We start from the raw sequence: 12,750 nt of genomic DNA on the forward strand, positions 1-12,750 counted from the left end.
CTTGGGGCGGATGGCCCGTAACCTGTTGCGATTCGCACACATCACGCCGCGTCGCTACGCGTGACGTGCGCGACATCCTGTTCTTGTATGTTTCCCTCCATCGCCGACACACCGCGCCGCCGTGCGATGCCCGCCAGCGCATCGCGCAGATGCGCGAGCGTCACGGGCTTGGTCAGCACGCAGCCGATCCCCGCGCCCGCGTACCGACGCATGTCGTCGGGCCCGACATGCGACGTCACCACGACCACCTCGCAAGCCATGCCGAGATCCCGCACCGCGCCCGCCGGTATGCCGGCCGGCATACCGGGCAGGCTGGCATCCAGCAGCAGCACATCCCACTCGCGGGCCGTCAGCAGGTCGAGCACTGCTTCGGCCGAGCCTGCCGTACGCGCCTCGCAGCCCAGCACGTCGAGCTGCTCCCGGAGCAGCGTGCTGCTGACGGCATCGGCATCGGCCAGCAACACGCGCAATGTGCGACGCGGCGTGGCACGCGTCGGCATCGGCAATCGCGCGGCCCGCGTACCAGGCGCCGGGATCGCGTCCATGAGCGCCACCCTGAATCCGCTCAGCGCATAGCTGGATACGCGTATCGTCCGGCCGGCCCGATACGGTTGCAGCGGCCCGTCCGGCATGGCGAAGATGACCGGTATCTCGCCGCACAGGCTGTCCAGTTCCTCGCGAGACCAGGTATCGGATTCGCCGAACAGCACGATGGCGTCCGCCCGCGCGAGCCGGTCGGCCGGAATGTGCGTCGGGCGCTCGAATGCGTCGACATCGAAACCCCAGGCGCGCAGATGCGGCAAGGCGAAGCGCTGCCATTCCGGCCGCGCGACGACGATCAGCGACGCCTGCGAGCCGCACACGGCATGCGGGGCGAGCGGCACGACAAGCATGCCGAGCGGCACCGTCAGCGTGAAACAACTGCCGGTGCCCGGCGCGCTCGCGACCTCGATCCGGCCACCCATCGCAGAGGCCAGCCGATCGCAGAGCGCGAGTCCGAGCCCCGTGCCGCCGTAGCGGCGCGTGATCGTCGCATCGACCTGCGAGAACGCCTTGAACAGCTTGTGCCGATCGACGCCCGCGATGCCGACGCCGGTATCCTCGACCGCGATCGACAATTCCGCGTCGCCGCAACCGGCCGACGCGACCGACACGTGCACGGTCACGTGCCCGTCGGCGGTGAACTTGATCGCGTTGCTCAGCAGGTTGCCGAGTACCTGCGCCAGCCGGGTCGGGTCGCCGCGCATGCGCTGCTCGCCGCTCGCGTCAAACACGCAATACAACGGCAGCCCTTTCGCCTTCGCGACAGGCGCGAACGCGGTCAGCGCCCGCTCGATCACGCCGATCACGTCGAATTCGATCGACTCGACCGACATTGCGCCGGCTTCGATTTTCGAGAAGTCGAGAATGTCGCTGACGAGCCCGAGCAGGCCGGACGCGGCCGCCTTCAGCGTCTGCACGCGATCGTGCTGGGCCCCATCCAGCGCCGAACGCTCCAGCAGCTCGAGATTGCCGAGGATCACGTTCAGCGGCGTGCGGATTTCGTGCGTCATCGCCGCGAGGAACGACGACTTCGCCGCATTCGCCGAATCGGCCGCGCAGACGGCTTCCTCGAGCTTCTGCATGAGTTGCCGCCGGCCCGTCACGTCGGCGACCGCGACGATCAGCACGTCGATTTCCTGATAGCGCGCGCCGCATACGTTCATCTCGAGCTGCAGCGGCGCCGTATCGGCCCCGGTATCGGGCAGCACGACATCGGCCTGCAGCGGGCCGCCGGACGCGCCGCCCTCGACAAAGGCGTTGTATCGGGCGACCGCCTGGGCGGACAGCGTCCGATAGTCGCTGCCGAGCCGCGCGATCATTTCGGCAAGCGCGGGACTGACGAGCATGAAATGGCCATCGGCGCGCGAGATCAGGCCGAGCCCGATTGGCGCCGTCTCGATCACGCTGCGGCACAGCGCCTCGCTGTCGAACACGCGCTGCGAACGTGCGTAGACCGATGCGAATACGCGCCGATGGAGGCGTACGAGCAACACCCACATGATCACGATCGTCAGCAGCGACGCGCCGAGCAACAGGCCCGCGCGCAGCGCGATGTTCGCGGCGACGTCGGTCCACCGCAACGCATAGACGAGCGTCCAGCCCGTCGAGTCGAGCTTGCCGTGGAAGAGCACGAAACCGTCGCGGAACGACGCTTCCTCCAGCGCGGCCCGGTCGCGCGGCATGTTCAGGCTCAGCAGACGGCCGATCAGTGTGGCGTCGCTCGAGATGTCGGGGCTCGCCGTGACCAGATGGTTGTCCGCCGTCGTCACGAGGAACACGCCGTCCGCCGGATGCGCGAGCTGCCACGACAGCAATCGCTCCGGCGCGTATTCGGTCACGAGTACCGCGAACGGCTCGCCGTCGACCTCGGCCCGCGCGGCGATCCGGATGCGCGCGTCGCCCGAGACGGGATCGACGAACGGCGGCAGCCAGCGCACACGCGGCTTGCCGCTCGTGCCGGCCGCCGCCGGATTCGCGTCACCGAAATCGATCCGCAACGCGTCGATCGCACGCGCGCGCCCTTCCGGCGTCGCCAGCGCGGTCGTGCCGGGGCCCGAACCCGGCACGAGGCCCAGCAGGCCCGTGCGCGTACTGTAGTGATAGCCGACGAGCGTGCTCCCCCGATTGATCGAGCTTGCCGCGCAGATGCGCGCCAGCAGCACGGACAGCGACAGGTAGCGCGCGATCTCGGTGCGGTCGGCCGTCTGGCCCGGCACGCCGAGCACGACGGAGGGATAGGGCTTGATCGTGACCTGCTCGTCGTTGGCGAAGAACGTATCGACGACGGTTTCCGGCGCCGGGCCGGTTTCGCGCCAGATCAGCTGCGCATTGGTCACGCCGTTGCGGAACGACGTCTCGCTGACCTTGATCTCGTTGAGCGTCTGCACGAGCCCCGTGAGGAAATTGTGCCGCTCGCCGTCCAGGTAGCCATACACGATCGACCCCATCCCGAACGCGCAGGCGATCAGGATCAGGACCGTGACGACGATTCCGCCGCCAAACATCGAAATGTTCTGGTAACGCCGGAGAGACTGGAGTGGACTGTAAGGCATGTCGCGAAACGACGACGCCGGCTGCCGGCTCGCGTTCTCGCCCGGCTCCGACGTCGCGTACGAATGTGGCCGTGGACGATTGAAGTGGTCCGATCATGCCAAACGGGCCGCCAAAAATCAGGCCGAAGCGACGTGTTTAGTACATGTCCAATATGAATTAATTGTATTTTTGAACTTGAACGAAATTTCCACCCGAATCGACATCATCGAACGCCGAGGGAATCGGGGCGGAATGGGGACACAGGCCATGCCGTTCGGACACGCGTCCGGTATCGGCGCCGAACGGAACGCGCCGTCGCGAAGCATCGGGCGCCGAAGCGACGAGCGCGGGGGCGCCCGCCGCCTCGTTCGCTCAGTTCTGCGTAAGCGGGTTCAGCGTCGTGCACAGGAAGCCCGTGCAGTTCTTCGGCGTGAAATAGAACGACGCCATCGCGAGCGGCGGCGTGGTGCCGAGCGCCATGTCGCTCAGATACGCGCTGCCCTGTCCGCCGAACGTGTTCGACTGCTGGACGAAGCTCGCGCCGGTCGACTGGATCGCGGCCGACTGGTACGTGAAGGTCGGCGACTGCGTCTGGTCCTTCACGTAGACCCACGAGATCGCCGTGCCGAACGCCATCGCGCCCTTCGCGCGATACCCCTTCGCCCCTTCGCTGTTGGCCTGCGCGATGAAGTCGCTGACGGTCGACGTCGGCGCCAGCGCGTCGTACGTATAGGTCGCGCTCGACGCGTTGTTCTTCATGTAGATGTTCGCCTGCACCGATGCCACCGCGATCGGCCCCAGGAACCAGTAGCCCGACTGGCCCTGGCCGTTCGCCTGGGTGAGGAACGCATTCGCGTCGGCCGGCAAGCCCGTCGCCGTGTACGTGTACGTGGCCGACGAGCCGCCGTCCTTGCGATAGAGATCGCCGTACGTGAGCGGCCCTTCGTAGCGGTAGCCGCTCGACCCTTGCGCGTTGGCCGTGTTGACGAAGGACGTCATGTCGGCCGGGGCGTTCTGCAACTGGTACGTGTAGGTCTGCGCGGTGCCATCGTTCACGAAGATCGATTGCGTCCCGCCGTTGCTCGAGCTGTAGTAATAGTCGCCCAGATAGCGGTAGCCCTTCGCGCCTTCGCTGTTGACCAGCGTGAGGAAGCTCGCCTTGTCGGCCGCGACGGGTTGCGCCTCGTAGCGCCACGTCAGCGTGCCGCCGCCCGAGCCGCCGGAACCACCCGAACCGCCATTGCCGCCGCTTCCCGAGCCGCCCGAACCCGTGCCGCCGGTCCCGCCGGCGCCGCCGTTGTTGCTCGAACCCGATCCGCCGGACGCCGCGGGCGAGGAATCGTCGCCGCCGCAAGCGGTCAACGCCAGACAGGTCAATGCAATCAGAGCAACGGCTTTCATCGGGATCACCTCGATGCAGAAAGGATGAACGAAGCCGGTACGCGCGGATCACGCCGCGCGCACGGAGGGTCAGGAATCAGGAATCGGCCGGCGGCGTACCGCCGGCCCGGGGACGTCAGTTGACCTGGAGCTGGCCACCGCGGCCGAGGCCGCCCTTGACGTCCTGCGCCTTGTAGCTGCGCAGTGCGACGACCATCTTGTTCCACGCATCGATGAACGCAACGACCGTCGCCTTGCCTTCCGGCGTCGTCGAGAAACCGGCGAGCCCGCCACCTACGCCGCCGCCGAAGCCACCCAGCGCCGCGCCGTAGTTCGTCGCCGTCGAGCTGCCTTCCGACGCCGCGATCTGCACCGCCGAGCGCACGTCGAACAGCGTCAGCGTCACGACCGACGCCTTCGTCTGCAGATGGCCCGCTACCGCGGCCACCGCGCTGTTGCCGATCAGCCCGCCGATCATGCTGCCGATGCCGCCGATCGGCGAATCGTTGATCACGATCTGCGGCTCCATGTAGTAGTCGGCCGCGACACGCTGGCCCTTCTGCTGCTTCGAGCCCGCGCGGTATTCGCCCGAGTTGCGCTGCAACTGCGTGATGCGCGACAGGCGCGCGTCGCTCTTCTGGTTGCCGATCGACGTGATCACGAAGCAGTTCGACTGCTGCACCGCCAGGCGCAGCAGCGGGTCGATGCTCGTCACCTTGGTCGCACTGCCGAACGGGCCCCACCAGTCGGCGTTGCGCCCGTCGTCGACCGCGATCGTGCCCAGCGGCGACGTGCAGCGTTGCAGCTGCGAATCGGCGCCGGCGCTCGCGCCGCCGGCCGCCGCGCCCGTCACGCCGGCGTTCTGGCCGCCGGGCGTCACCACGCCGCCGCAGCCTGCCACGGACGCGCAAAGCGCTGCCACCAGCGCACCCTGAGTGAGACGTTGGGAAAGGATGGTCTTCATGTCGTTGTCGATCGATTAGAGTCGTTGTTCGGCTTATGTGTTCGTGCGAACTTCGATAAGCCCCCCGGCTGGCGCGCGATGGTGGTCTCCCCGCTGCTGCCCCCCGTTGCTTCAGGCTCGGTCAGTAGTACCAGTACGTCTGCTGCCAGACGCCGTAGTACGGATAGCCCGAGTACCAGTAGCCGTAATAGCGGTCACGCCATTCCGTGCGCCATTTCCAGTCTTCTTCGTCTTCCTTCTTGGCCTTGCGCGCCAGGTCGAGCAGCTTCTTCGACTCCTTGTCGCCGCGCCCGGCCGCGATCGACAGCCATTTCTCCGCCTCGCGTGCGTCGGAGCCCATTTCCTCGAGGCCGAACAGGTAGAAACTGCCGAGCGCCTTCTGCGCCTGCAAGTCGCCACGCTCGGCGGCCTCGCGCATCCACTTGAGTGCCTGGTAGCTGTCCTGGCGCACGCCGTCGCCGCGGAAATAACGCAGGCCGAGGTCGTAGGCGGCCTTCGGCTGGGTCTTCGCGGTCTGCTTCAACGCAGCGATGCGCGGGCTTTCCTGGTCTTCCGAATCGCCCCTTTTTTGATAGGACACCTGATCTTTAGGACGGTCGGAACAGCCTGTGTCGTCGCAGATCCGCACCGTGTTGCTGGTGATCGACGGATCCTGCGCGCACGCGGCCAATAGCAACAGCAGCCCCGGTGCGAGTAAACGGCGGTACATTGTTACGTCCCTCAAGTTTTATTGGCGCCGCAATTCTGCGAGCTATCCCACCCCCGTGAGCTCACACCCGGCGGCGTGCGGCGCAACGGATACAATCCGCCAACGCCGACACGCATTCCAAGGCTCTCTCAGGTTCTCTCTTCGAATCGTTCCGTCACTGCTTCATTGCTGTCGCTTTTCGCCGGTCCGACTGTGGCCGTCGGTGATCTCCAAACATGACGCGACAAACAATAGTGACGTGGTGAGCAATAATAATGAAGAAAAAAGGCATGTCAAGGTCATTCGCTTTTTCAAAGCTTGCATGACACGTCAGTTTTGATATGCTCACCCTCGCCCAAACCCCCTGGAGACCCCATCGAGATGCCCAACAGCGAGCAGGCCAACGTCGATCTGATCACCGCCAACAAGGTGCGCGACCTACTGAACCGAAACGGCATTCCGCCGCGAAGTCACAACACGACGATCGCGAACGTGCTCGGCCTGAGCTTCTCGGTCGTCACGCGCAAGATGAAAGGCCTGATCCCGTGGAACCTGTCGCAATTGCAGGACATTGCGACGCACTTCGGCGTGCCGCCCGCGATCCTGCTCGACGACAAGGGCACGCAGCCGGCCGCCGCCGAGATGATCGACGCGACGCTCGTGATCGAGTCGCGGCGCTTTCGCTGCCGCGCCGCGATCTCGACCAAGGCCAGCAGCCAGAGCGAGACGGATTTCGTCGCGCTGCAGTGGCAGGGCGAGTGGCTCATCACCGAGCGTCAGCACGCGCGCGAGGGCCGCACGTATCCGGTCGACGTCATCGAGCTGCGCTCGACCCAGCCGAACGTGTATGCGGCGCGCATCGCCGTGGTCGACGATTCGCAGGACGTCGCCGAAACGGTATGTGAATATTTCATCGAAAAAGGTGTGAACGCGATCCCGTACTTCGACGGCGCGGCGTTCCGCAAGGCACTGGAGGTCGAGGATTTCGACGGCTACATCCTCGACTGGATGCTCGGCGACCAGACCGCCGCCGAACTCGTGCGCGGCATCCGTTCGAGCGAGAACAGCGGCGCGCCGATCTTCCTGCTGACCGGCAAGATCTCGACCGGCGAAGCCAGCGAGGACGAAATCGCGCACATCGTGTCGCACTACAACGCACGCTGCGAGGAAAAGCCCGTGCGCCTGCCGATCCTGTTCGCCGAAGTGGCGCGCGAACTGAAGATCACGCTGCCGGCCACGGCCGCCGCGAACTGAGACCACAGACAAATCACCATCGCACGACCGAGGGCAAGACATGCGAATCTCGACCATCTGGACCAAGCGCCTGCTGACGGCCTGCCTGCTCGGCATGGCCGCCGCGACCTGGGCCGCTTCGTCGTTTACGTTCACCGTCGACGGCAAGATCGACAAGCACAACCAGCAGGGCAAGACGGCGTACGTGTTTTCCGAGCAGGCGCTGATGGCGCTGCCGCAGCATACGATCGTCACGTCGACGAGCTGGACGCCGAAAGCGGCCTTCACCGGCCCGCGCCTGTCCGACATCCTGAAGACCGTCGGCGCGCACGGCACGCAGATCGAGTTCCGCTGCATCGACGAGTACACGTTCACGATCCCCGTGTCCGACGCCGATCGTTACGGCGTGATCCTCGCGCGGACGATGAACGGCAAGGTGCTCGGCAACGACAACTACGGCCCGCTGTGGATCATGTACCCGCGCGACCAGTATCCCGATGAACTGAAGACGCCGCTCGGCGAAGCCAAGTTCGCGTGGCAGATCATCGGCCTGACGGTGAAATGACACGCCGGCGATGGAAAAATAGAAAAATCATCCTGGTCCTCGGCTCGCTGTGGATCATGGGGTTCGCCGCGTGGGCGTTCCTGCTGTGGGACCTCCTCGCCACCTCGGTCAACGAGGGCGTGCTCGAAGGGCCGCGCGAAGGCGTGTTCTGGACCGCCGCGCAATACCGCAACGTCTATACGCGGTTCGACCGGCAGCTGATCCTCTACGCGACGCACCAGGACGACGATTTCAATCACGTGCAGATGCAGCTCGACAGCCTGTCGGTGTCGTTCGGCTTTCTGCAGCGGCCGTCGGAAGTGTCCGAATACTGGCTGCGCATCCCGCGCGCGCGCAACGAGATCAACGCGCTCGGCGAATTCATGACACGCCTGAAGCGTGAAGTGCCGTTGCTGAGCGATTCGCCGAAAAGCGCGCAGCAGGTCATCGACGAGGTCAATGCGTACTGGCCGAAGGTCAACGGCCTCGCGAACTATTTCCGCGCGATCGAAATGGCGCAGCGCGACTTCACGTTCCATCAGCTAAAGGAGAAGCAGCGCGCGATCCTGATCCTCGGCATCGTGCTCGGCGTGATCCTGTGCGCGCTGTTCCTGCTGCTGTTCTATACGATGCGCACGCGTGACGACCTGCTCGAGCGGCAGGACGCGGCGCTCGACGCGGAACGCAAGGCGTCCGACCGCGCGTTCGAAATGATCGAGGCGAAGAACGCGTTCCTCGGGATGGTCAGCCACGAGTTGCGCACGCCGCTGCAGGCGATCTGCGGATCGGTCGAGATCCTGCTCGCGCGCCCGCAGTCGGATGCGAACCTGAAGACGATCCGGCGGCTGCAGAATTCCGCGTTGTCCCTCGAGGCGCTCGTCAAGGATCTGACGGACTACATCAAGCTGCGCTCGACGAAGCGCCTCGCCGAACGGGAAACCGTCGGCATGGCGTCGCTGCTCGCCGAGGTGCTCGATCCATTGCGCGAGAAGATCGCGGCCAAGCGGATCGCGATCGTGCAGCAGGTCGAGCCGCACGACCTCACGATCCGTTCGGATCGCAAGCTGCTGCGCCAGGTGCTGTCGAACCTGATCGAGAACTCGGTCAAGTACACGCTCGGCGGGTCGATCGACGTGTCGATCACGCTCGCCGATGCGCCGGCCGGCCCACAATTGAAGATCGCGGTGCGCGACACGGGCGCCGGCATCGCGAAGCCGCACCTGTCGAAGATCTTCGAGCCGTTCTATCGCGCGAACGACGCAGTCGGGCTGCACGTGGACGGAATCGGCATGGGGCTCGCCGTCGTGCGCGAAATCGTGACGACACTGCGCGGGCATGTGGACGTGCGCAGCGTCGTGGGCGAAGGCAGCGAGTTCGTCGTGACGCTGCCGGCCGAAGTGCCCGGCATCGACACCGCCGGCAACGCGCCCGGCGACGCGCTCGCGCTGCCGCACGCGGCCCAGCACCGCGACCGGCGCGCGCTGGTGGTCGACGACGACGACAACGCGCGCGAAACGCTCGGCGCGATGCTGTCGGCGCTCGGCATCGAAGCCGATCTGTGCGGCACTGGGCAGGAAGGCGTCGCGCGCTTCGGCACGGGCCGTTACGACATCGTCGTAATCGATCTCGAGCTGCCGGACTTGAGCGGCTTCGAGGTCGCGCGGCGCATTCGCACGGTCGCGGTACCCGACGACGATGGCCGGCATCCGTCGATCCTCGGCGTCAGCGCATACGAATCGGCTGCGCTGCGCGAGAACAAGCAGGTATTCGACGCATTCCTGCCGAAGCCCGTCCACCTGCGCGAACTCGGCGCGCTCGTCGAGAAGCTGCTCGCCTGAGCCGGTGCGCCGGCGATGCGCCGCTGGTTGCCGCTTACTCCCCGATCAGGTGCAGCACGATATCCCGGCGGTGCGCCGCGCGGCGATGCTCGAACAGGTAAATCCCCTGCCACGTGCCGAGCACCAGGCGCCCCTGCTCGACCGGAATCGACAATTGCACCTGCGTGAGCGCCGTGCGCAGATGCGCCGGCATGTCGTCGGTGCCTTCGGTGTCGTGCTCGTAGCGCGTGGCGTCCTCGGGCGCGAGCGTCGCGAAGTAGCGCTCGATGTCGCGCTGCACCGACGCATCGGCATTCTCCTGGATCAGCAGCGACGCCGAGGTATGGCGACAGAACACGGTGAGCAGGCCGGTACTGATGGCCTGCTGGTCGACGAACGCACGCACCTGCGACGTGAATTCGACGAGGCCGCCGCCGCGCGTGTCGATGCCGATATGCGTGATCGCCTGTTGCATCGTAGTGACCTCAGGACAGCGCGGCGAAGCCGTCGGCTTCGATCTGCTTCGCGTCGGCAGGGCGCACGACGCGCGCGACTTCGACACCATCACGCAGGAACACCAGGGTGGGCCACAGCTTCACGCCGAACGAGCGGCCGAGCGGGCGGCCCGGGCCGTCCTCGATCTTCAGGTGTCGCACGGCGGGATGCGCGGAAAACGACGCCGTGATCGCCGGCTGCGCGCCCGCGCAGATCCCGCACCAGTTCGCGCCGAATTCGATGACGGTCGGGCCGCCCAGTGCGTCGACTTCCGCGCGCGTCGGCGCGTTGGCGGTGTAGCGTTGCTCGGTATCCATCAGGCCCTCGTGTGCGTTGGCGGAACTAGGCCGCGCGTGCCCGTGTGACGCGGCGGGCGCGGCCTGCGATTTCCTACTGTAGCGGAAAAGCGCGCGCGATGCCGGGCGGTCCTGACCGGCGCAAATGGCGTTCCCGCGCACCTTCCGGAATGACACGACAAGATTCGGAGCGCCGTGCCGCCGCGACGGGATCAGCATGCGGACTGATCCCCCAACGAAGGCACCGATCATGAACGCTCCGCATTGCGTCACCGAACCGAACATCCTCTATTTCGGCACGCCCGTCGTGCTGGTCAGCACGCTGAACGAAGACGGCACGGCCAATCTCGCGCCGATCTCATCCGCGTTCTGGCTCGGCTGGCGCGGCGTGATCGGCATCGCCACCAGTTCGCAGACCACCCGCAACCTGCTGCGCACCGGCGAGTGCGTGCTGAACCTGCCGTCGTCGGCACAGGCGCACGCGGTCGACCGGATCGCGCGCACGACGGGCACCTACCCGGTGCCGGACGGCAAGCGCGCGAAGGGCTACGTGTACGAACCCGACAAATTCGGCACGGCCGGGCTCACCGAGGCGGTGTCGCAAACCGTCGCGCCGCCGCGTGCGCTCGAATGCCCGGTGCATATGGAAGCGGTCGTCGCGGCCACGCACGGGATCGGTGAGGAAACGCTCGACGTGCGTGGCCACATCCGCGTGTTCGAGTTGCGCATCCAGCGCGTGCACGTGCATCCCGACCTGCTGATGGACGGGCATCCGGACCGCATCGATCCGGACAAGTGGTCGCCGCTGATCATGAGTTTTCAGAAGTTCTACGGCCTTACGCCGCATCAGGTGCACGCGTCGCGGCTCGCCGAGATTCCCGAGCGCGCGTATCGCAGCCCGGACATCGAGCGTGCGCGCGATGCGGGCGTGTTGACCGGCACCGGCCGGTAACGAACCGCCCAGGGGGATGCCAGGGAACCCGGCGCTTCGTCGCGCCTCCGCCGGCGGTGTCGATGCGGCTGGGCCGTCCCGGCACCACCTCGTGCTGCCGGCCCTGTGCATCGCGGTGTCGATCGCGCGGATCGACACCGCGATCGGCTATCTCTCGACCGAACCGATCGGCACCGCGTTCGGCGCGCGTGTCGGTACGCTGCCATGGGTCATCGATGCGTACAGCCTCGCGTATGCGGTGCTGTTGCTCACAGGTGAGCCTGGAAGTTGCGCCGCGTGGTCTGATCTGCGGGCCTATCCAGCCTCTCGGCTCGCCATGCCTTCCATCCATTCCTCGAACGCGGACACTGCGGCATCGTCGGCACGATCGGCGTTCGTCACCAGCATGTAGTCGTCGGCACGCCATACAGGCGATGCGATCGGGCACACGAGGCGCCCCTCGGCGAGATCGCGCCCGATCAGCGGCAGGGAGGCCAGGGCCACGCCGAGCCCCTCGATGGCCGCGCCGAGCTGCAGATTCACATGATCGAATTCGACATGGCGCGCGGCCCGCAGATCGGATGCACCGGCTTCCCGCAACCAGTGCGACCAGGCAGAGCGCGTCGTGGCCGAATGCAGCAGGACATGATGACGCAGGTCGGCCACGCTCTGTATCGGATGCTGGCGCAGTAATGCGGGATTGCAGGCCGGCACGCGCAGGTCGGGCATCAACGGGCGCGATACGACGCCCGCACCTTGCTCGGGACCGGAACGCACACCGATATCGAAGGCGTCAGCGACATAGCGCAACTTGCGCGATGTCGTCGACACCCTGACGTCGATTTCGGGGTACCGCGAATGGAAATCGGCGAGCCGCGGCAGCAGCCAGCAAAGCGCAAAGCTCATCGGCACATTCACCCGCACGACGCCCGATATCCGGTGCGTGAACGTGTCGTGGCGCAGCCGCACCACCGCGGTACCGAGGCGCTCGAACGCGTGGCTGACGTCATTCAGCAACGCGGCCCCTTCGTCGGTCAGCACGACACCGCGCGGACGACGGTCGAACAATGGCAGGCCGAACCAGTCCTCCAGCGACCTGATCTGCTTGCCTACGGCCCAATGGGTGACATGCAGCTCCACCGCGGCCCTCGCGAAGCTGCCGTGCCGCGCGACCGCATCGAAAGCGCGCAGCGCGTTGAGCGGGGGCAACTCGCCCCAGTGCTTCGCAGCGTCCCGGTTTCCGCTCATGACGTGACTTTTTCTCTCCATTGACGCGATTTTAGCTCAATTGAAAATACTGCCGCCTCGACCATAAAATTGCCCTATC

The 12,750-nt window shown here is 66.1% G+C and carries 11 protein-coding genes and 1 pseudogene; 5 read left to right on the forward strand and 7 right to left on the reverse strand.

Going from position 1 to position 12,750, the window contains the following annotated elements:
* Positions 1–41: 41 nt before the first annotated feature.
* The 4 genes from F3J15_RS07145 to F3J15_RS07160 all read right to left on the reverse strand — a co-directional run bounded on the left by F3J15_RS07145 (position 42) and on the right by F3J15_RS07160 (position 6,128).
* Positions 42–3,095 (reverse strand): ATP-binding protein, encoded by a 3,054-nt coding sequence (locus tag F3J15_RS07145; protein ID WP_166889245.1) that lies wholly within the window; start codon positions 3,093–3,095, stop codon positions 42–44.
* A gap of 352 nt (positions 3,096–3,447) precedes the next feature.
* Positions 3,448–4,476 (reverse strand): hypothetical protein, encoded by a 1,029-nt coding sequence (locus F3J15_RS07150; protein WP_166889248.1) that lies wholly within the window; start codon positions 4,474–4,476, stop codon positions 3,448–3,450.
* Between the two features lie 115 nt (positions 4,477–4,591).
* Positions 4,592–5,419 carry a hypothetical protein gene (locus tag F3J15_RS07155; protein ID WP_089497903.1) on the reverse strand — a complete coding sequence of 276 codons (828 nt, stop codon included), beginning with the start codon at positions 5,417–5,419 and terminating at the stop codon, positions 4,592–4,594.
* A 121-nt stretch (positions 5,420–5,540) separates the two neighbouring features.
* Positions 5,541–6,128: a tetratricopeptide repeat protein gene (locus F3J15_RS07160; RefSeq protein ID WP_166889251.1), complete on the reverse strand. Its 588-nt coding sequence runs from the start codon at positions 6,126–6,128 to the stop codon at positions 5,541–5,543.
* 360 nt (positions 6,129–6,488) lie between these two features.
* Between F3J15_RS07160 and F3J15_RS07165 the strand changes: the two genes are divergently transcribed.
* The 3 genes from F3J15_RS07165 to atsR are packed head-to-tail and all read left to right on the forward strand — an operon-like array spanning position 6,489 to position 9,722.
* On the forward strand, positions 6,489–7,361 hold the full coding sequence (locus F3J15_RS07165; protein ID WP_069250583.1) for a helix-turn-helix domain-containing protein: 873 nt from the start codon (positions 6,489–6,491) through the stop codon (positions 7,359–7,361).
* Positions 7,362–7,401: 40 nt separating this feature from the next.
* Entirely contained in the window at positions 7,402–7,905 is a 504-nt protein-coding gene (locus F3J15_RS07170) for a molybdopterin-dependent oxidoreductase (protein ID WP_089446952.1), read from the forward strand.
* Positions 7,902–9,722, forward strand: coding sequence for a hybrid sensor histidine kinase/response regulator AtsR (atsR, locus tag F3J15_RS07175; protein ID WP_166889256.1), 1,821 nt, complete (start codon positions 7,902–7,904; stop codon positions 9,720–9,722). The genes F3J15_RS07170 and atsR overlap by 4 nt, the downstream gene beginning before the upstream one ends.
* Before the next feature lie 34 nt (positions 9,723–9,756).
* On the opposite strand, the gene F3J15_RS07180 is transcribed toward atsR, so the two are convergent.
* On the reverse strand, positions 9,757–10,176 hold the full coding sequence (locus tag F3J15_RS07180) for a secondary thiamine-phosphate synthase enzyme YjbQ (RefSeq protein WP_166889259.1): 420 nt from the start codon (positions 10,174–10,176) through the stop codon (positions 9,757–9,759).
* Positions 10,177–10,186: 10 nt separating this feature from the next.
* The gene (locus F3J15_RS07185) at positions 10,187–10,513 is read right to left on the reverse strand and encodes a thioredoxin family protein (RefSeq protein WP_166889261.1); all 327 of its coding nucleotides are present in this window, start codon (positions 10,511–10,513) and stop codon (positions 10,187–10,189) included.
* A gap of 229 nt (positions 10,514–10,742) precedes the next feature.
* Between F3J15_RS07185 and F3J15_RS07190 the strand changes: the two genes are divergently transcribed.
* Both F3J15_RS07190 and F3J15_RS37710 read left to right on the forward strand, forming a co-directional pair.
* Entirely contained in the window at positions 10,743–11,444 is a 702-nt protein-coding gene (locus F3J15_RS07190; protein WP_166889264.1) for a flavin reductase family protein, read from the forward strand.
* Between the two features lie 16 nt (positions 11,445–11,460).
* Positions 11,461–11,700 (forward strand): annotated as a pseudogene (locus F3J15_RS37710) (MFS transporter); the annotation flags it as partial.
* 38 nt (positions 11,701–11,738) lie between these two features.
* On the opposite strand, the gene gcvA reads toward F3J15_RS37710, so the two are convergent.
* A complete protein-coding gene (gene gcvA / locus F3J15_RS07195) occupies positions 11,739–12,671 on the reverse strand; it encodes a transcriptional regulator GcvA (protein ID WP_205190718.1) in 933 nt (310 codons plus the stop codon).
* Positions 12,672–12,750: the final 79 nt, after the last annotated feature.

Origin of the sequence: Burkholderia sp. Ap-955, from assembly GCF_011753045.1 — a bacterium.
Classification (GTDB): domain Bacteria; phylum Pseudomonadota; class Gammaproteobacteria; order Burkholderiales; family Burkholderiaceae; genus Burkholderia; species Burkholderia lata_D.